The sequence below is a fragment of the Prochlorococcus marinus str. MIT 1013 genome (assembly GCF_027359395.1).
GTDB classification, from domain to species: domain Bacteria; phylum Cyanobacteriota; class Cyanobacteriia; order PCC-6307; family Cyanobiaceae; genus Prochlorococcus_B; species Prochlorococcus_B marinus_E.
In genome coordinates this window covers 1,154,406-1,174,141 of sequence record NZ_CP114778.1, presented here as the reverse complement: position 1 = coordinate 1,174,141, position 19,736 = coordinate 1,154,406, and the positions used below count along the sequence as shown (strand labels likewise).

The window sequence follows — 19,736 nt, the reverse complement described above, 5'->3', positions numbered from 1 at the left end:
AGTAATGCATCTTTAAAGAAGATATACGGATTGAACTTTTATGTCATCAATGGGTTGAATTTGGTTTGATTAGATCATAATTCTATAAAATAAAAGTGGATTTATAGAAATAAGTAATGACTAGTGAACTAGCTTCAACTTTGCTTCCCGCTATTCTGATTCCCTTAGTTGGAATAATGGGCCCAGCAGTTTTCATTGTTTTGATTGGTAGGTACATAACCGCTACTGAGTAATTTCAAAAAATTAATTTTCTACCAAATCTTTTTGCCCATGACTAAATCTCAAGAAACACTTTTGCAAAAGTGGGCTGTGAAAACAGTCTCAGACCCAACTGTTGGCAATCTTCAAACTCCAGTTAACAGTGGTTGGTTTACTAAGATGGTTATAAATAATCTCCCTGTTTATCGAGAAGGCTTATCGCCAAACTTCAGAGGTCTAGAAACAGGTGCAATTTTTGGTTATTTACTTTTTGGTCCTTTTTCTATGACAGGGCCTCTGAGAAATACTGATTTTGCCTTAACGGCAGGATTGCTTGGCGGAGTTGGAGCCATTCAAATATTGACTGCTCTTTTTATTCTTTACAATGCTGCAGGTAAGGCGCCTAATGTGCAACCTCCTGATGCAACAGTAGCTAATCCTCCTTCTGATTTATTTACTAGAGCAGGATGGAGTGATTTTACAAATGGTTTTTGGTTAGGAGGTACAGGAGGTGTAGTTTTTGCTTGGTTGCTAATAGGTACTTTGCATTTAGATACTGTTCTCCCTTTGATTAAGGAATATCATTTACTTGGAGCTTAAAATAATCTTTTCTAAGAGAATTTTAATTAAAAAGCCCCTTGAATAAGGGGCTTTTTAATTTTCTAAATTATTGACTGATGATTTTCAAAAGCTTTAACTTAGATTATTTTAGTTTGCTTTGTTTATAGTTCAGTGCCTAATTCTTTATATCAAATTGATCTATTTTCCTTATATATAAATATCAATTGACCATCCGAATTAATATTAGTTCTCAAAAAAAAACACCGCCTAAGAAGACAGTGTTTTATGTTTCGTAAGCTTGCTTGTTACGGATTTATCCGAACTTACCTGACGTAGAGGCTATTACAAAAGCTCCGAAGGTTACAAAGTTTCCAACGGTAAAATGAGTTAAACCAACTAATCTAGCTTGAACAATTGATAATGCAACAGGCTTATCCCTCCAACCAACTAAATTAGCTATTGGTGTTCTTTGATGAGCCCAAACAAGAGTTTCAATAAGTTCTTGCCAATATCCTCTCCAAGAGATCAGGAACATAAATCCAGTTGCCCATATTAGATGACCAAATAAGAACATCCAAGCCCATGGAGATAAAGCGTTTACACCAAACGGGTTATAGCCGTTAATTAACTGAGAGCTATTAAGCCATAGGTAGTCTCTGAACCAACCCATCAAATAGGTGCCAGATTCATTGAATTGAGCCGTATTGCCCATCCAAATTGCCAAATGTTTCCAATGCCAATAGAAGGTAATCCAAGCAATAGTATTTAAAGCCCAGAACATTGCCAAATAAGTAGCGTCCCAAGAGGAACTATCACAAGTACCTCCACGACCAGGTCCATCACAAGGGAAAGCAAAACCTAAGTCTTTTTTATCTGGAATTAGTTTTGTTCCTCTAGCATCAAGAGCACCTTTTATAAGAATCAAAGCAGTTGTATGAAGTCCTAGGGCAATTGCATGATGAACTAAGAAATCCGCAGGTCCAATTGGTAAGAAATTGGTAAGTGCATCTGGTCTATTTATCATGTCCATCCAGTAGTGATTACCTGGCATGGAATTCGCAGCTATAGATGCAGAACTTGATGCATTTGCTAGCAACGCATTAAATCCATACATCATTTTTCCACTTGCAGCCTGAGCGAATTGTGCAAAAACAGGCTCAATCAGAATTTGTTTTTCTGGTGTTCCAAAAGCTACAACAACATCATTGTGAACATAAATTCCAAGTGTATGAAAGCCTAAAAGCATTGTTACCCAACTGAGGTGACTAATTAAAGCTTCTTTAGTACTTAGAATTCTTGCTAGTACATTATCTTTATTTAGCTCTGGATCATAGTCTCTAACAAAGAAAATAGCTCCGTGAGAAAAAGCTCCAACCATCAAGAACATTGCTATGTATTGATGATGGGTATATAGGGCCGATTGAGTAGTGTAATCCCTTGCGATAAATGCATATGAAGGTAATGCACCCATATGCTGAGCAACTAAGCTGCAAGCCACTCCTAGAGAAGCAAGTGCAAGACCAAGCTGAAAATGCAGTGAATTGTTAACTGTCTCGAAAAGACCGTTATGCTTTATCCCGAAATAACCTCTATGTGGATCTTTTGGGTGACTTGTATTATGCGCTTCAACAATTTCTTTAAGGCTATGGCCAATACCAAAGTTAGTCCTATACATATGACCTGCAATTATAAATACAACTCCTATAGCCAAATGATGGTGAGCAATATCTGTTAGCCAAAGTGATTCACTTTGAGGGTGTAGTCCACCTAAGAATGTAAAAATAGCTGTACCAGCTCCTTGGGTAGTTCCAAAAACTGCATCAAGTGAATCAGGGTTTTGAGCATATGCTCCCCAATTACCGGAGAAAAATGGAGTTAGACCTTCTGGATGAGGCATAACAGTTAACCAGTTTTCCCAGCCAACATGAATTCCTCTTGATTCAGGAATGGCTACATGAATTAAATGACCAGTCCAAGCAATACTACTGAATCCAAAAAGAACAGCCAAGTGATGATTTAACTGGGATTCTGCATTTTTAAACCACGCTAATGATGGCCTGTATTTGGGTTGAAGATGAAGCCATCCAGCAAACAATAACCAGCAAACAAGAATATTTATAAATATTGCACCTTGAAAAAGCTGCTCATTAGTTCTCATACCAATTGTGTACCACCAGTGGTATAAGCCTGAGTAAGCAATATTAACTGGAGAAGTTGCTCCTGCCTGAGTCAGAGCATCAGTAAGACCTTGTCCAAAATGAGGATCCCAAATTGCATGAGCAATTGGACGAGTATGAGTTGGATCTAGAACCCATTGCTCAAAGTTACCTTGCCAAGCAATGTGAAAAAGATTTCCTGCCACCCAAAGACCAATTATGGCTAAGTGACCAAAATGAGTAGAGAAGAGTTTTTGATATAACTGCTCCTCTGTCATACCGTCATGACTTTCGAAGTCATGAGCGGTAGCTATGCCGTACCAGATTCTTCTGGTTGTAGGGTCTTGAGCAAGACCCTGACTAAAAGATGGGAATTTAGTTGCCATTTTATAAAAGATCAGAGAGGGTCAGCCGAGACCGATTAAGCGAGCGTGGAAGAAGGCCCAAGTTGTAGCAATTCCTCCTAGAAGGAAATGAGCTGCTCCTACTGCACGACCTTGAGTAATAGATAGAGCTCTTGGTTGAATAGTTGGAGCCAACTTAAGTTTATTATGAGCCCAAATAATTGACTCAAATAATTCTTGCCAGTAACCACGGCCACTGAATAGGAACATAAGACTAAATGCCCAAACGAAATGTGCTCCCAAGAACATCAAACCGTACATACTTATGGGTTGACCATAACTTGTAAGGACCTGTGATGACTGGGCCCAGAGGAAATCTCTAAGCCATCCGTTAATAGTGATGGAGCTTTGAGCAAAGTTTCCTCCTGTAAGGCCCCATACATCACTTTGCATTTTCCATGAGAAGTGGAATATAACTACTGATAAGCCGTTATACATCCAGAACAAACCAAGGAAAACATGATCCCAAGATGAAACTTGGCATGTACCTCCTCTTCCTGGGCCATCACATGGGAATCTAAATCCAAGATTCGCTTTGTCGGGAATTAGTCGAGAGCTTCTTGCAAATAAAACTCCTTTTAGAAGAATTAGAAGGGTTACGTGGATAGTAAAAGCATGGATATGGTGAATCATGAAATCAGCAGTTCCTAGAGGTATAGGAGCGATTCCAATTTTCCCACCAACTTGACTTACTGAACCATTAAAGACCTCGCTAACTAAGCCACTTTGAAGGTTTACGTTCGCACCAGCAAGAGTGGTAGAGCCAGCTGCTGAATGATGAATATTTTGAATCCATTGAGCGAAAACAGGTTGAAGTTGGATGCCTGTATCACTAAACATATCGGCAGGTCTTCCTAACGCACGCATTACATCGTTATGAATATAGAGACCGAAACTATGGAAACCTAAGAACATACATGCCCAGTTTAAATGACTAATCAATGCATCCCTTGCTTTCAAGATTCTGTCTAGAACATTATCAATATGAACAGCTGGGTCATAGTCTCTAATCATTGCTATGCCAGCATGAGCTGCTGCACCAACAATGAACAATCCCCCTATCCACATGTGATGGGTAAATAGACCCAAAACAGTTGGATAATCAATTGACAAGTATGGATATGGAGGCATCGCATACATGTGATGAGAAATAATGATGCTGAGGGAGCCGATCATTGCAAGATTTAAGCCAAGTTGAGCATGCCAACTATTAGCTAAAAACTCATATATTCCCTTATGTCCATTTGGAGCAGGGAAAAGAATTGGATCTCCAGCGTGATTATCAAGTATTTCTTTTAAGCTGTGGCCTATTCCAAACATTGTTCTATATAGGTGTCCACCAAATACAGCTAGAACTCCAAAAGCTAAATGATGATGTGAAATATCTGTCATCCACAAACTTCCAGTAACCGGATTCAGACCTCCTTTGAAAGTAAGAAAATCACTAAATGCCCACCAATTGGTTGTAAAGAAATTTTCTACTGTTCTCCCTGCAAGTCCAGGGAATATCTGACTAGCGATAGCTGGATTGCAAAGCTCATGTGGCAATGGCATGTCCGCAATTGAAGCTATTGGAATTCCATCAATAATTAGTGGCTTGCCTGCATCAATAGCATCCATAAGGGCTGCAGTTGGTGCTCCAATGTGAATGCAGTGTCCTGCCCATGCAATTGAACCCAATCCCACTAGACCAGCTATGTGGTGATTGAGCATAGATTCAAGATTTCTGAACCAATCAAGCTTTGGAGCAGCTTTGTGATAGTGATATATACCACCATGCAACATTATCGCTGCCATTAGTAATGCACCAATAGCTAAAGCCATAAGCTCTGTTTCATTGGTAATACCCCAGCCTCTCCACATCTGAAAAATTCCTGATGTGATCTGAATGCCGTGATAATTACCGCCTAAATCTGCATTGAGCATTTCTTGCCCAACTATTGGCCAAACGACTTGAGCTCCTGGTTTGACATGAGTTGGATCAGCAAGCCATCCAGAATAATTAGAAAAGCGAGCTCCATGGAAAAAAGCTGCACTCATCCAAATAAAGATGACTGCTAGATGGCCAAAATGAGCAGAAAATACTTTTCTACTGGTTTCTTGGAGATCTCCAACATGGGTGTCAAAATCATGCGCGTCAGCATGAAGATTCCATATCCATGTAGTAGTCTTTGGACCCTTTGCTAGGGACTTTGACCAAAAACCAGGCTTATCAAGCTTGGAAAAATCTACAGGGATTGCATCAGTTTCGATAGGTTTATCGAGAACTGGTTCTTTTTTTTGTTCTCTTTCTGGTGGGCTAATGGTCATCGAGTGATTCCTTCAGGAATGTGATCGAGGTTTGGGGGCCCTAGTCTAGGAAAAACTAGGATTAAATCTTTGGTAAGCAATTCTACTTATGAGGCGGGATTGCTTTATTAAAGATTTTAGGAATTCAAGACCTACCTTTGAAGTTACTTGAAAACCTATATAGGGGTTATGTCATAAGCATAAAGTAGACAGTCAGTTACTACGGAAGCATGTAACAAATGTTCTACACTTTTATTCCTAATTGGTCAGTGAATCCATGGTTTTTCTTAATTAGTAAATCGTTGCTTGTGGTTGAGGTCAGAAAAAAAAATAATTTAGGTCTAGTAGCTTTATTTATTGTAAATATTAATTAGTTAGTAATTGAGTTATAGCAAGAGTTTTTGACTTCGATAGGTTTATTCATAGGCTTATCGTTAGGTAAAAATACTAGTGAATTTCTTGTTACGAGCTGTTTGTTGATTTGAATAAATTTATTTAAAGACTATTTTACTGATTTTGATTTTTCATTTACTAAAGTTTTCTTCAAGAGGCTACCTTGTATAAATAAATCAAAAGTTTATTTTATCTCTCGTTCTGGAAAAAACATTAGTTAACACTCCAAAAAAGATTGCATTTGGATTTTCTTTAAGCGCTTTGCCTTTGCTTGAGAGATTACAAGCAAGCAAACATATAGATCAAATTTTTATATCTGATGGTTCAACTCTTTCTTTAGAAAAAAAAATTGAAGGTTTAGTTGAATCCTCGCCAATTGATTTTTTAAAAGATCATTGGGGCAACAATAATAAATTAATTTTTATAGGTTCAATCGGTGCTGTAGTTAGGCTTATATCTCCTTTTGTTAGATCTAAAGAAAATGATCCAGCAATACTGGTAATGGATTCAAAAGCAAAAAATGTTATTACTCTATTAGGAGGTCATAAGCAAGGGGGAGACAGGTTTGCTAGAGAACTGGCAGCTGCTATAGCAGCAGAAGTGATTTGCACTTCAGATTCATTCACAGAAAGAAGAATTCCGTTGGATTGTTTTGGTGAACAATGGGGTTGGAAAAGGGGAGGGGATAATGTTGATTGGCGAAAATTAATGATTAGACAATCTAAACAGCAAAAAAATATTGTTTTTCAATCCAAAGGATCAATATTGTGGCAGAAATTAAAAGCCTGTTCCACTTTTTCTTTTTTAGAGAAAAATGACCCAATATCTTTTGAAAATATCGACTTGTATATAGGTCAAGAAAATACGAATTTATGTTCATGGCATCCACCCCTAATAATCATTGGAATTGGATGCGAGCGAAATACTAGTGAGAAATTGATTCAACGAGCCATAGAGGATTCTTTTTTAAAAAATGGTTTATCACTTCTTTCAATCTGTGGTTTAGCAACTATTGATAAAAAAAATGATGAAATAGGATTATTGAATTTGTCAAAAAATAATGAATGGCCAATTTATTTCTTTAGTGCTCTTGAACTTTCACAAGTCAAAGTACCTACTCCTTCAAATGTAGTTTTGAATGAAATGGGAACTGCCTCTGTGGCTGAAGCTGCAGCAATTTTATTAGGAGCAAAGGGTGGAAGATTAATACAAGAAAAACAAATCTATTCTTCCAACGAAGATGAATGTGGGGCCGTAACAATTGCATTGGTCGAGATTTCAACTCCTTTTGCTCCTCATAAAGGTGAATTGCATTTAATAGGTAGTGGGCCTGGAGATTTGGAAATGCTTACTTCTGACTCACGCCGAGCCTTAACTAGATGCGCTGCTTGGATCGGTTATACACCTTACTTAAATTATTTGGATTCAATTCGGCGCCATGATCAGGTTCGCATTGATTCAGAATTAACTTTTGAAAAAGATCGATGTAAATACGCACTTGATCTTGCAAAAGAGGGAGTAAGAGTTGCTCTTATTTCATCTGGCGATAGTGGAATTTATGGAATGGCAGGGTTGGCTCTCGAACTTTGGCTAAATGAAACGGTTCAGTCAAGGCCTTTATTTCAAGTTCATCCGGGCATTAGCTCTTTTCAGATGGCTGCTGCAAAACTGGGGGCTCCTTTTATGCATGATTTTTGTTCTATCTCATTAAGTGATCTTTTGACTCCATGGCATCAAATTGAGAAGAGAATAAAAAGCGCAGCCATAGGTGACTTTGTTATTGCAATATTTAATCCAAAATCAATCAAGCGTGATTGGCAGTTAAAAAAGACTGTTGATTTATTACTTGAATTTCGTAAACCAGGCACACCTGTTGCTATCGCTCGAGAGCTTGGCAGGCCAGATGAGAGTATAGAAATTCATACTCTAGAAACTTTGCCATTTAATAAGGTCGATATGCTTACTATTTTGGTTATTGGTAATAGCCAGAGTGTTATTAAAAATAATAGATTTTTAACACCAAGAGGCTATTTTTCTAATTAAATTTTTTGATTATTTCTATTAATTAGAAATTATATATTTAGTTTTAAGATTATTTTTTGGTAATTAAGTTTAGAAGAAGGTAAAAAAATCAAGTCAATCTGGAAATTCTTTCTAAAGTTAGTTTGTTATCAAAAGAGCTTTGCTTAAACCAGACTGGTTACGTGTTAAGGCACCACAGCAAGAGAGGATTGGCAATGTTGCTGATCTATTAGTTGATTTAAAACTCAATACAGTTTGTCAGGAAGCAAGTTGTCCAAATATTGGAGAATGTTTTGCAGGAGGTACTGCGACTTTTTTAATAATGGGCCCTGCTTGCACTAGGAAATGCCCTTATTGTGATATATCGTTTGATAATTCGAAAAGGCTTTTAGACCCATCAGAACCTGATCGCTTAGGTGAGGCTGTTTATAGGATGGGCTTAACTCATGTTGTGATAACTTCTGTAAATCGTGATGATTTAGAAGATGGTGGTGCTAGTCAATTTTTGAAATGTATCAAGGCTGTTCAAAGCAAATCTCCTTTTACCTCTATTGAAGTCTTAATTCCAGATCTTTGTGGTAATTGGGACGCTTTGAAAGTTATTTTGGATGCTGCTCCAAATGTACTAAATCACAATATCGAGACAGTTCCAAGGCTATATCCAAGAGTCAGACCTCAAGGAAAATATGAAAGGTCTTTGGAATTATTAAAAAGAGTTCGTGAAGGTTGGCCAAAAGTTTATACAAAATCGGGCCTAATGGCTGGATTAGGGGAAACAGATAATGAGATTTTGAGTGTCCTAAAAGATCTTCATTTAAATAAAGTTGATATAGTAACTATTGGCCAATATTTATCACCAGGACCCAATCATTTGCCCGTTAATAGATTTGTATCTCCTTCGCAATTTGATGTTTACCGTATTGAAGGAGAAAATAAATTAGGATTTTTACAGGTTATTAGCTCACCATTAACTAGAAGTAGTTATCACGCAGGAGAAGTTAAAAAATTAATGATCTCTCATCCAAGATGATTTGAAAACTTTGGTTGACTCCCATCAATAGATATCCATTCTTGAAGATCCCAAACAACTAATTCATGCTTAATCATGGGATCATTTTCTATTAATTTTTTTGCTGTTAAATAATTCTTCGCTTCAAAAATTAATAAACCACCTCCACCTGGCTTTTTTTGTTCATTTATTAAATATCCACTATGTATGTAATGTCCAGATTTACTAATATCTATGACCCATTTTTTATGCATTAATAAGAATTTTTTTCTTTCACTAATTGATAATCCTAAGGTTTTTTCTTTGAACTTCTCTGTCTTAATAAATATAGGCATTCTTGTCTTTCTATATTGTTGCTTTTTCAAGAGCTTCTTCAATGCCTAATTTATTTTTTTCGCTTGGGGGAACTACTATTTTAAATAATTTTTTCCACGAAGACCAATCTGAGAGAATCTTGTTTGCTGTAGGACTTTTGGTTTTCTGATGATATTCAATAATTAAGTCCTTTAAGAATTGTTCTTGGTTAGTTGCAGTCAAATCATGCACTTCAACAATTTCTTTATTCATTCTTAAGTCAAGTTCATTTTTTTGGTCAAGAATAAATGCTATGCCTCCAGTCATTCCTGCTCCAATATTTCTTCCAGTTTTTCCGAGTACAACAACAACTCCTCCAGTCATATATTCGCAGCAATGGTCTCCCGCTCCTTCAATAACAGCATGAGCTCCACTATTGCGAACACCAAAACGTTCCCCTGCTATTCCAAGGGCGAATAATTTTCCACCAGTTGCTCCATATAGACATGTATTGCCAAGAATTACCTGAGTGCTAGATGTTTCATTAATAATTTCGGGGACAATCGAAATGGAACCTCCGTTAATTCCTTTGCCTACATAGTCATTAGCTTCTCCTATCAAAGAAATATTCATTCCTTCCAAAATAAATGCACCAAAACTTTGCCCAGCTGGACCTTTAAATATCAAATTTAAATTTCCACTAAAACCTTTATTTCCATATTTTTTGGCTATCACCCCGGAGATTCGTGCACAAACACTTCTATCTGTATTAACAATTGAAATTTCTTTAGTTATGCTTCTCTGATTCTTAATTGCATTAGAAATTTCTTCATCTTTTAGTAGAGAATTCTCAAGAACTTCTCCATTTGTATGAGCTTGTATTTCGTGGTTCAACCATGAACGATCTGTTGAGTTTTCCAAAGGTTTGAGCAGGCTAGATAAGTCCACTTCTTTTGTTTTTGTCAAATCTAGATTCCTTGGAATTAATAGATCTGTTCTTCCAATAAGATCTTCGACTTTTGTTACTCCTACCTGACTCAGCAATTGTCTGACTTCCTCAGCTACGAAGATAAAAAAGTTAACAACATGTTCAGGAAGACCTGGGAATCTTTTTCTTAAGCCTTCTTGTTGAGTTGCTACACCGACTGGACACTTATTTGTATGGCAAATCCTCGCCATGATACAACCCTCGGCAATCATTGCGATTGTTCCAAAACCATATTCTTCAGCTCCAAGTAAAGCTGCAATCAGCACATCCCAACCTGTCTTTAAACCTCCATCTGCTCTTAATAAAACCCTTTTGCGAAGGCCATTTTCTAATAAAGAGCGATGAACTTCGGTTAATCCAAGTTCCCATGGCAAACCAGCATGTTTAATTGAACTAAGTGGAGATGCTCCCGTTCCTCCATCATGTCCTGAAATTTGAATGACATCAGCATTTGCTTTTGCCACGCCCCCTGCAATTGTGCCAATACCTATTTCAGCAACTAATTTCACACTGACTTTTGCCGTTGGATTTATTTGATGAAGGTCGTGAATAAGCTGAGCAAGGTCTTCGATGGAGTAGATATCATGATGAGGGGGAGGAGAAATAAGAGCTACACCTGGCTTGCTATTACGAAGCTTGGCTATATATTCATCAACCTTTGGACCTGGTAATTGGCCTCCCTCTCCTGGCTTTGCACCTTGAGCTACTTTTATTTCTAATTGCTTTCCGCTGGTTATATATTCAGGGGTTACACCAAATCGGCCAGAAGCAATTTGTTTAATTGCAGAACAGGCTGTATCTCCATTTAAAAGTCCTTTGAGGTTGGGTAATGTTTTTGATTGATTATTTGCATCAACATCTTGGAGAACATTGAATCTTGCAGGATCTTCACCTCCTTCACCACTGTTACTTTTGCCTCCAATTCTATTCATTGCTATTGCAAGAACCTCATGCGCTTCCCTTGATAGGGCACCTAGACTCATTCCACCGGTGCAAAATCTTTGACAAATACTCTCAACACTCTCTATTTGCTCAAGAGGCAAAGGCTGAGGAGCTGTTTTAAATGTAAGAAGATCTCTGAGGGTAGTAGCGGGTCGACTTTCTAGAAGTTGTTGATAAGTTTTGAAGTGGTCATATCCAGGCCCAGCTTTCACTGCAGAATGAAGAATTTTTGACATTTCTGGATTATTTAAATGAAATTCACCACTATTGCGATATTGAACAAATCCATTAAAGTCAAGTTTTTTTTGATCTAGCTCTGGGAAAGCTTTTTTATGAAATGAAATTGTCTCGAGCGATAATTCTTTTAAAGTTAGTCCCGCTATGCGACTTGTAGTTCCTTTGAAAGCTAAATCAATTAAATCTGCACCAATACCAATAGCCTCAAAAATTTGCGCTCCGTGATAACTTGCCAGAACTGAGATTCCTATTTTTGAAAGTATTTTTCTTAATCCATCTTCCATTGCTTTCTTAACATTTTCTTGAGCAATTTCTATGGATAAACCAGACAACTTCCCATCGGAAATAAGTTTTTGAGTTTTAGGTAGTTGCCACCAATGGCGAGTGGTTTCCCATGTCAACCAAGGACAAATTGCACTTGCTCCGAATCCAATCAGACAGGCTATGTGATGCGTACTCCAGCATTGAGCTGTTTCTATAATTATCGAGGTTTTTAGCCTTAGTCCCTTTTTGAGTAGATGATGATGAACTGCGCCAATTGCAAGAAGAGGAGGAATATAGGAATTTTCTCGATTAATATTTCTATCTGTGAGTATAAGTATTTCTCCACCGTTAATTACACTATTTTCAGCTTCTTGACATAGATTTTTGAGACCTTTTTCGAGGTTCAATTTATCATCATTAATAGGAATTAAAGTCGATATTTTCTTGCATGAAAGTTCTGATTTTGTTATTGAAGTTAATTCTTTTTCATTAAGTATTGGTGATTTAATATGAATTAGTCTTGCAGATTCTGCATGAGGTCTTAACGGTGCTTTTCTAACACCAAGATGCATCTCTAGGCTAGTAACTAGCTTTTCTCTAAGAGGATCAATTGGTGGATTGGTAACTTGTGCAAATCTCTGTTTGAAATAGTCGTAAAGAATATGTGATTTCTTAGAAAGTATTGCTAGTGGTATATCGTCTCCCATGCAATAAGTTGGTTCTTTTGCATTTGATGCCATGCTATTAATTATGTAATCAAAATCTTCTGCACTAAAACCAAATGCAATTTGTTGCTGAAGCAATCCTTCCTTATCAAATTTATTATTTATTTCCCAACTTTGGTTGTTAAGGTTTATACGATTTGCTTTTAACCAATCTAAGTATGGATATCTATTTGCTGACTGTTCTTTAACATCCCAGTTTCGTAAAATTCTTTTGCTTTCTAAATCTACTGCAAGCATTTGACCAGGCCCTAGGCGACCCTTCTCTTGGATTTGATTTTCCTCTAATTCAACAACACCTGTTTCAGATCCCATAACAACATATCCATTTTTAGTGATGCAATAGCGAGCTGGTCTTAAACCATTTCTATCAAGAGTTGCGCCTATATTTCTTCCATCAGTAAAGACTATTAAAGCTGGTCCATCCCAAGGTTCTTGGGTTCCTGCAGCATATTCATAAAAAGCAGTTATTTCAGGTTTATTTATTAATTCTGGTTGGTCTCTAAAAGCTTCAGGTATAAGTGTTAATAAACTATCAGTTATTGGCCTTCCACTTCGGACTAATAGTTCAAGATTTAAATCGAGATTTGCTGAATCACTATATAAATTATTGACGATAGGTTTTAGATCATTTGCATTTTCTTGCCAAACTGAACTTATATCTGTTTCTGTTGCTTTAGCCCAATTTATATTTCCAAGTAATGTATTTATTTCTCCATTGTGACCTAAAAGTCTCATTGGTTGAGCTAAAGGCCATTTAGGTAATGTATTTGTACTAAATCTTCTATGGTAAACCGCATATGAAACTTCAAATCTATAGTCCTTTAAATCATTATAAAAAGGAGCCAATATTTCAGATCTAACCATTCCTTTATAAACAATGGTTTTGCTACTTAAAGAGCAAATATAGAGACCTAATTCATCTTCCTTTAATTCTATATTTGCTCGATTAGAAATCCTTTGTCTTAATCTGTAAAGTAAAGCCTCAAGATTAATTTCTTTATCTTTAATATTAACTATCCATTGAGTAATAAAAGGGGCATTGTCTCTAGCAAGTTTGCCTAATACATTTTGATTTACAGGAACATCTCTCCATCCATTAGAAGTTAACCCTAAAGACTCGGCTTCCTGCTCGCATATGTTCTTTGCTATTTCTCTATTCTTTGGATCTTTAGGCATGAAAATCATGCCTATTCCTGATGATTGAGGCTCGCATTCTTTAGCGGTTTCCCAAACTTTCTTTAAATATGACCATGGTATTTCACACAAAATTCCAGCACCATCACCTGAGTCACTATCTGCTCCACAGCCTCCTCTATGTTCCATACAGCCGAGGCCACGTAATGCCTGAGATAAGACCCAATGATTTTGTTTGCCTTCAACGCTAGCTATAAAACCAACTCCACAAGAATCTCTTTCCCCAGAAAAGGCATCTGGATAAGTGCTATCGCAGTATGGCCAATTTGATCTTGAGGGTCGTTGATGCATGTTTTTAACTTACTATTTTTCTTTTCTTACAAAAGTGCCATCGGTAAGCTTTGAAATAGGTGACTAGATTAATTTGATAGTTCCTAGAGTTACATCTTAAACATTTTTGTCTACCATCTAGTTTTCTATTCAATACTTTCTTTAAAATATTTGTTTCTTATGCTTAAACCGGAATAAAAATAAAATATTAATTGAAAAAAAATACTAATTTGGGTGCTTGACCAAGTAATCTGGAGAATTGTTGAATCTGGTCGAACCTAGACCAAATATAAAATTAATGCCAACCATTCAACAGTTGATAAGAACAGAGCGAAAGACTCTTAAAACAAAGACAAAATCTCCTGCTTTGCGAGGTTGTCCAGAAAGGAGAGGAGTCTGTACAAGGGTTTACACCTCGACTCCCAAAAAACCTAACTCTGCTCTAAGAAAAGTAGCTCGTGTCAGATTAACCTCAGGTTTTGAAGTTACTGCTTATATTGGCGGGATCGGTCACAACCTTCAAGAGCACTCTGTGGTTTTGCTCAGAGGCGGAAGAGTTAAGGATCTACCAGGAGTGAGATATCACATAGTCAGAGGTACTCTTGATACCGCTGGGGTTAAAGATCGAAGACAATCAAGATCAAAATATGGAGCTAAATCTCCTAAGGAATAAAAACTTATTTTGATTCATTGAATTTCCCCCTTATACAAATCCAATTTCATGTCAAGAAGAAACGCAGCAGAAAAAAGACCTGTTCTCCCTGATCCTCAATTCAATAATCGTTTGGCAAGTATGATGGTTCATCGATTGATGAAGCATGGAAAGAAATCAACAGCTCAAAAAATTCTTTCTGATGCCTTTGGTTTGATTAATGAACGAACTGGTTCAGACCCGATTGAATTATTTGAAACAGCAGTGAAAAATGTCACACCTCTTGTTGAGGTGAGAGCGAGAAGAGTTGGTGGGGCTACATATCAGGTTCCAATGGAAGTCCGTCAGGAAAGAGGAACTGCAATGGCACTCAGATGGTTGGTAAATTTTTCAAGATCAAGAAATGGTAGAAGCATGGCTCAAAAACTTGCTGGGGAGCTTATGGATGCAGCTAATGAAGCTGGAAATGCAGTGAGGAAGAGGGAAGAGACCCATAAGATGGCCGAAGCAAATAAAGCTTTTGCTCATTATCGATATTGATTTAGGTCAAATTTTTCTAATTTTTCTATTTAAATCCACAAAATATTTCTTTTTTAGCATGCTTAGTTGTAGAGTCCATGCTCATTTTAAAGCCCTTTAGTCGGAGTATTTTCTGTGGCACGCGCCTTTCCTTTGGAACGAGTAAGAAATATCGGGATTGCTGCACATATCGATGCTGGTAAAACGACTTGTACTGAAAGAATTCTCTTCTATTCAGGTGTCGTTCATAAGATGGGAGAGGTCCATGATGGTGCAGCTGTCACTGATTGGATGGCCCAAGAGAGAGAGAGAGGAATCACAATTACCGCTGCAGCGATTTCAACTACATGGGACGATCACCGTATTAACATCATCGATACCCCTGGACACGTTGATTTCACCATTGAAGTTGAGCGCTCGATGAGAGTTCTTGATGGTGTAATTGCTGTCTTTTGCGCAGTTGGGGGAGTACAGCCTCAATCTGAGACGGTTTGGCGTCAAGCCGATAGGTATTCAGTACCGAGGATGGTATTTGTAAATAAAATGGATAGAACTGGAGCAGATTTCCTCAAAGTCCATGGCCAAATCAAAGATAGATTAAAAGCTAATGCAGTTCCAATTCAATTACCTATTGGAGCCGAAAATGACTTGAAGGGTATTATTGATCTTGTAGAAAATAAAGCATACATTTATAAAGACGACCTGGGAAAAGATATTGAGCAGACTGATGTTCCATCAGACATGGTTGATCTAGTATCTGATTGGCGATCAAAATTAATGGAATCAATAGCAGAAACTGAAGAAGAATTGCTTGAAGCGTTTCTAGAAAATGGTGAGTTAACAATTGACCAACTTAAAACTGGGATTAGGGAAGGAGTTCTTAAACATGGTTTGGTTCCAATGTTATGTGGTTCAGCTTTTAAAAATAAAGGAGTTCAGTTATTACTAGATGCAGTAGTTAATTATCTTCCTGCTCCTGTTGATGTCCCTCCTATTCAGGGCTTGCTTCCGAACGGAAAAGAAGCTGTTAGGCCTTCCGATGATGCTGCTCCATTTAGTGCGCTTGCATTTAAGGTAATGGCTGATCCATATGGCAAATTGACTTTTGTGCGTATGTATTCAGGTGTCCTTGAAAAAGGTAGTTATGTTCTTAACTCAACTAAGGATGCAAAAGAGAGAATATCTAGGTTGATAATTTTGAAAGCTGATGACCGTGAGGAAGTCGATGAATTAAGAGCTGGGGATCTTGGTGCTGTGCTTGGCCTGAAAAATACAACAACCGGAGATACCTTATGCGCTTCCGAAGAGGCAATTGTTCTAGAAACCCTTTATATCCCTGAGCCAGTTATTTCAGTTGCGGTAGAGCCCAAGACTAAAAGTGACATGGAAAAGTTAGGGAAAGCGTTGACATCTCTATCTGAGGAAGATCCAACATTCAGAGTCAGTACTGATCAAGAGACAAATCAAACTGTAATTGCAGGCATGGGCGAACTTCACCTAGAGATTTTAGTGGATCGTATGTTGAGAGAATTTAAGGTGGAGGCAAATATTGGAGCACCTCAAGTTTCTTATAGAGAAACGATTAGAGCAAGCTCTTCAGGCGAAGGAAAGTTTGCAAGACAAACAGGTGGTAAAGGTCAGTATGGTCATGTTGTTATTGAAGTTGAGCCAGGTGAACCAGGAACTGGTTTTGAGTTTGTCAATAAAATTGTTGGTGGGTCTGTTCCAAAAGAATATATAAAACCTGCTGAATCAGGAATGAAAGAAACATGTGAGTCTGGTGTGATTGCTGGCTACCCTTTAATTGATGTAAAAGTTACATTGGTTGATGGCTCTTATCATGATGTTGACTCATCAGAGATGGCTTTTAAGATTGCTGGCTCAATGGCTTTCAAAGATGGAATCAAGAAGTGCAATCCTGTCCTTCTAGAACCTATGATGAAAGTTGAGGTAGAAGTGCCTGAGGACTTCCTAGGCTCTATAATTGGAGATCTGTCCTCTAGACGAGGTCAGGTTGAAGGTCAATCCATCGAAGATGGACAATCCAAAGTCCAGGCAAAAGTGCCATTAGCCGAAATGTTTGGCTATGCCACTCAACTCCGATCAATGACTCAAGGTCGGGGTATTTTCTCAATGGAGTTCAGCACCTACGAGGAAGTTCCTCGTAATGTTGCTGAAGCAATTATCTCCAAGAATCAGGGCAATTCCTGATCTCTAAAATTTACTAACCAATCCCCGATTCTTTAAAAAAAATGGCTCGCGAGAAGTTTGAGAGGAACAAACCTCACGTCAACATAGGTACTATTGGCCACGTTGACCATGGCAAAACAACACTTACTGCTGCAATCACAAAGGTTTTAGCCAAAAAAGGTCAAGCCGAAGCGCAAGATTACGCTGAAATTGATGGAGCTCCAGAAGAGCGTGAACGCGGTATAACAATCAACACTGCTCACGTTGAATATGAAACTGATGGTAGGCATTACGCTCATGTTGATTGCCCAGGCCATGCTGATTATGTAAAAAACATGATCACTGGTGCTGCTCAGATGGACGGTGCAATTCTTGTCGTAGCAGCCACCGATGGAGCAATGGCACAAACAAAAGAACATATTCTTTTGGCCAAGCAGGTTGGTGTACCTGCATTGGTTGTTGCACTAAACAAATGTGACATGGTTGATGATGAAGAAATGATAGAACTTGTAGAAATGGAGATTCGTGAACTTCTCACAAGTTATGACTTTCCTGGTGATGACATCCCTGTTGTTCAAGTTTCAGGATTAAAAGCTATTGAAGGAGACGCAGATTGGGAGACAAAAATAGATGATTTGATGACTGCTGTAGATTCTTCAATTCCAGAACCAGAAAGAGAAATTGATAAGCCTTTCTTAATGGCTATTGAAGATGTTTTTTCAATTACTGGTCGTGGAACAGTTGCAACTGGGCGAATTGAAAGAGGAAAAGTAACGGTTGGAGAGGAGGTAGAAATTGTAGGTATCAGAGATACGAGACTTACAACTGTTACCGGAGTAGAGATGTTTAGAAAGCTTCTCGATGAAGGTATGGCTGGAGATAATGTTGGACTTCTTTTGAGAGGTATTCAAAAAGAAGATATTGAAAGAGGGATGGTGCTTGTTAAAAAAGGATCTATTACTCCACACACTAAATTTGAAGGTGAGGTTTATGTATTGAAAAAAGAAGAAGGTGGTAGACATACTCCTTTCTTTGCTGGATATCGTCCTCAGTTTTACATTCGTACTACTGATGTAACAGGTCAAATTACAGCTTTCACATCTGACGATGGCAGTAATGTTGAAATGGTTATGCCCGGTGACAGAATAAAAATGACCGGAGAATTAATAGCTCCTGTTGCTATTGAGCAAGGAATGAGATTCGCAATTCGAGAAGGGGGTCGTACTATTGGAGCCGGAGTGGTTTCAAAAATTATTGAGTAATTGATTCTGAGGATGACTTGTAATTTATTCAGGTCATCCTCTAAATTAAATTAACAAATGGACTAAATTAGTTCATTTGTTAAAAGAACCTCGAAAATTTAATTAGTTTTTGGTAATTCCATTATGTCTACTGCAATTGCACAGCAAAAAATACGTATACGTCTGAAGGCTTTTGATAGAAGAATGCTCGATTTATCTTGCGATAAAATAATTGAGACTGCAGACACAACAGCTGCTTCAGCAATAGGGCCTATTCCTCTTCCTACAAAAAGGAAAATTTATTGTGTTCTTCGTTCGCCTCATGTTGATAAGGATTCAAGAGAGCATTTTGAAACAAGAACACATAGAAGAATTATTGATATTTACAGCCCTTCAGCAAAGACTATTGACGCTTTAATGAAGTTGGACCTACCTAGTGGAGTTGATATAGAAGTTAAGCTCTAGGTCTTTTTCTCTCAAATATGAGATTGATTATCTAGGATATGCTTAATTAGGAATACCCATTTGAGCGAACTTTCAGTTAGGGAGTTACCACTTTTCCCATTACCTGAGGTTGTGCTTTTTCCTCAAGAGTACTTGCCTCTGCATATTTTTGAGACTCGTTACAGAGTGATGCTTCAATCCGTTTTGAAATCGGATAGTCGTTTCGGGGTTGTTCGATGGGATCCAATCGAAAAAAAATTGGCAGATGTTGGTTGTTGTGCTGAGATTATTAAGCATCAAACTTCACAAGATGGTAGAAGTAATATTGTTACCATTGGACAGCAAAGATTTCGAATCCTAGAAATTATTAGTGAAACACCATTTGTCAACGCACTAGTTAGTTGGGTTGATGATGAACAAATTTCAGATCAAACAAAACTATTGGAGCTAAAAGACTCAGTTTCCATTGCTCTTAGGGATGTAGTTTCACTTACCTCAAAATTAACTGAATCTGAGAAGACACTCCCTGATTCTTTGCCTGATATACCCAGAGAATTGTCTTTTTGGATAGCGGCTCATCTAGGAGGTCCAGTAGCAAGTGAGCAGCAAAATTTATTAGAATTAACAAATACTTTCCACCGCTTGGAAAGAGAATATGAACTTCTTGATCACACAAGAAGACAACTGGCTGCTAGAACTGCTTTGAAAGATACTTTCTCAAATGCTGATCCAGCAAACAATTAA

14 protein-coding genes are annotated in these 19,736 nt (G+C 37.7%); 10 read left to right on the top strand and 4 right to left on the bottom strand.

Going from position 1 to position 19,736, the window contains the following annotated elements; genetic code table 11:
* Positions 1–116: 116 nt before the first annotated feature.
* Entirely contained in the window at positions 117–233 is a 117-nt protein-coding gene (locus O5633_RS07025; protein WP_269608924.1) for a photosystem I reaction center subunit VIII, read from the top strand.
* A gap of 37 nt (positions 234–270) precedes the next feature.
* A complete protein-coding gene (locus O5633_RS07020) occupies positions 271–798 on the top strand; it encodes a photosystem I reaction center protein subunit XI (protein WP_269608923.1) in 528 nt (175 codons plus the stop codon).
* 274 nt (positions 799–1,072) lie between these two features.
* Here O5633_RS07020 and psaB read toward each other — a convergent pair whose 3' ends face one another.
* Positions 1,073–3,301: a photosystem I core protein PsaB gene (gene psaB, locus O5633_RS07015; protein WP_269608922.1), complete on the bottom strand. Its 2,229-nt coding sequence runs from the start codon at positions 3,299–3,301 to the stop codon at positions 1,073–1,075.
* 21 nt (positions 3,302–3,322) lie between these two features.
* On the bottom strand, positions 3,323–5,629 hold the full coding sequence (psaA, locus tag O5633_RS07010; RefSeq protein ID WP_269608921.1) for a photosystem I core protein PsaA: 2,307 nt from the start codon (positions 5,627–5,629) through the stop codon (positions 3,323–3,325).
* A gap of 639 nt (positions 5,630–6,268) precedes the next feature.
* On the opposite strand from psaA, the gene cobJ reads away from it, so the two are divergent.
* Together cobJ and lipA are read left to right on the top strand one after the other, a co-directional pair.
* Positions 6,269–8,044 carry a precorrin-3B C(17)-methyltransferase gene (cobJ, locus tag O5633_RS07005; RefSeq protein ID WP_332299673.1) on the top strand — a complete coding sequence of 592 codons (1,776 nt, stop codon included), beginning with the start codon at positions 6,269–6,271 and terminating at the stop codon, positions 8,042–8,044.
* A gap of 139 nt (positions 8,045–8,183) precedes the next feature.
* Complete coding sequence (gene lipA, locus O5633_RS07000; protein WP_269608919.1) at positions 8,184–9,053, top strand: lipoyl synthase; 870 nt, start codon at positions 8,184–8,186, stop codon at positions 9,051–9,053.
* Here lipA and O5633_RS06995 read toward each other — a convergent pair.
* Together O5633_RS06995 and gltB are read right to left on the bottom strand one after the other, a co-directional pair.
* Complete coding sequence (locus O5633_RS06995; protein WP_269608918.1) at positions 9,041–9,367, bottom strand: YciI family protein; 327 nt, start codon at positions 9,365–9,367, stop codon at positions 9,041–9,043. The genes lipA and O5633_RS06995 overlap by 13 nt on opposite strands.
* Before the next feature lie 10 nt (positions 9,368–9,377).
* Entirely contained in the window at positions 9,378–13,967 is a 4,590-nt protein-coding gene (gltB, locus tag O5633_RS06990; protein WP_269608917.1) for a glutamate synthase large subunit, read from the bottom strand.
* A 277-nt stretch (positions 13,968–14,244) separates the two neighbouring features.
* Between gltB and rpsL the strand changes: the two genes are divergently transcribed.
* The 6 genes from rpsL (at position 14,245) to O5633_RS06960 (ending at position 19,736) form a co-directional block, all read left to right on the top strand.
* Positions 14,245–14,619: a 30S ribosomal protein S12 gene (rpsL, locus tag O5633_RS06985; protein WP_011824478.1), complete on the top strand. Its 375-nt coding sequence runs from the start codon at positions 14,245–14,247 to the stop codon at positions 14,617–14,619.
* Positions 14,620–14,667: 48 nt separating this feature from the next.
* A complete protein-coding gene (rpsG, locus tag O5633_RS06980) occupies positions 14,668–15,138 on the top strand; it encodes a 30S ribosomal protein S7 (protein WP_269608916.1) in 471 nt (156 codons plus the stop codon).
* A 114-nt stretch (positions 15,139–15,252) separates the two neighbouring features.
* Positions 15,253–17,328, top strand: a complete 2,076-nt coding sequence (gene fusA, locus O5633_RS06975) for an elongation factor G (protein WP_269608915.1) — start codon at positions 15,253–15,255, stop codon at positions 17,326–17,328.
* Between the two features lie 41 nt (positions 17,329–17,369).
* On the top strand, positions 17,370–18,569 hold the full coding sequence (gene tuf, locus O5633_RS06970) for an elongation factor Tu (RefSeq protein ID WP_269608914.1): 1,200 nt from the start codon (positions 17,370–17,372) through the stop codon (positions 18,567–18,569).
* A gap of 123 nt (positions 18,570–18,692) precedes the next feature.
* A complete protein-coding gene (gene rpsJ, locus O5633_RS06965; protein ID WP_009788866.1) occupies positions 18,693–19,013 on the top strand; it encodes a 30S ribosomal protein S10 in 321 nt (106 codons plus the stop codon).
* A 60-nt stretch (positions 19,014–19,073) separates the two neighbouring features.
* Positions 19,074–19,736, top strand: a complete 663-nt coding sequence (locus tag O5633_RS06960; protein ID WP_269608913.1) for an LON peptidase substrate-binding domain-containing protein — start codon at positions 19,074–19,076, stop codon at positions 19,734–19,736.

Coding starts and splice junctions, on each gene's coding strand:
- tuf (WP_269608914.1), top strand. CDS start 17,370: ATGGCTCGCGAGAAGTTTGAGAGGAACAAACCTCACGTCAACATAGGT.
- O5633_RS07025 (WP_269608924.1), top strand. CDS start 117: ATGACTAGTGAACTAGCTTCAACTTTGCTTCCCGCTATTCTGATTCCC.
- rpsJ (WP_009788866.1), top strand. CDS start 18,693: ATGTCTACTGCAATTGCACAGCAAAAAATACGTATACGTCTGAAGGCT.
- psaB (WP_269608922.1), bottom strand. CDS start 3,301: ATGGCAACTAAATTCCCATCTTTTAGTCAGGGTCTTGCTCAAGACCCT.
- rpsL (WP_011824478.1), top strand. CDS start 14,245: ATGCCAACCATTCAACAGTTGATAAGAACAGAGCGAAAGACTCTTAAA.
- psaA (WP_269608921.1), bottom strand. CDS start 5,629: ATGACCATTAGCCCACCAGAAAGAGAACAAAAAAAAGAACCAGTTCTC.
- O5633_RS07020 (WP_269608923.1), top strand. CDS start 271: ATGACTAAATCTCAAGAAACACTTTTGCAAAAGTGGGCTGTGAAAACA.
- gltB (WP_269608917.1), bottom strand. CDS start 13,967: ATGCATCAACGACCCTCAAGATCAAATTGGCCATACTGCGATAGCACT.
- rpsG (WP_269608916.1), top strand. CDS start 14,668: ATGTCAAGAAGAAACGCAGCAGAAAAAAGACCTGTTCTCCCTGATCCT.
- O5633_RS06995 (WP_269608918.1), bottom strand. CDS start 9,367: ATGCCTATATTTATTAAGACAGAGAAGTTCAAAGAAAAAACCTTAGGA.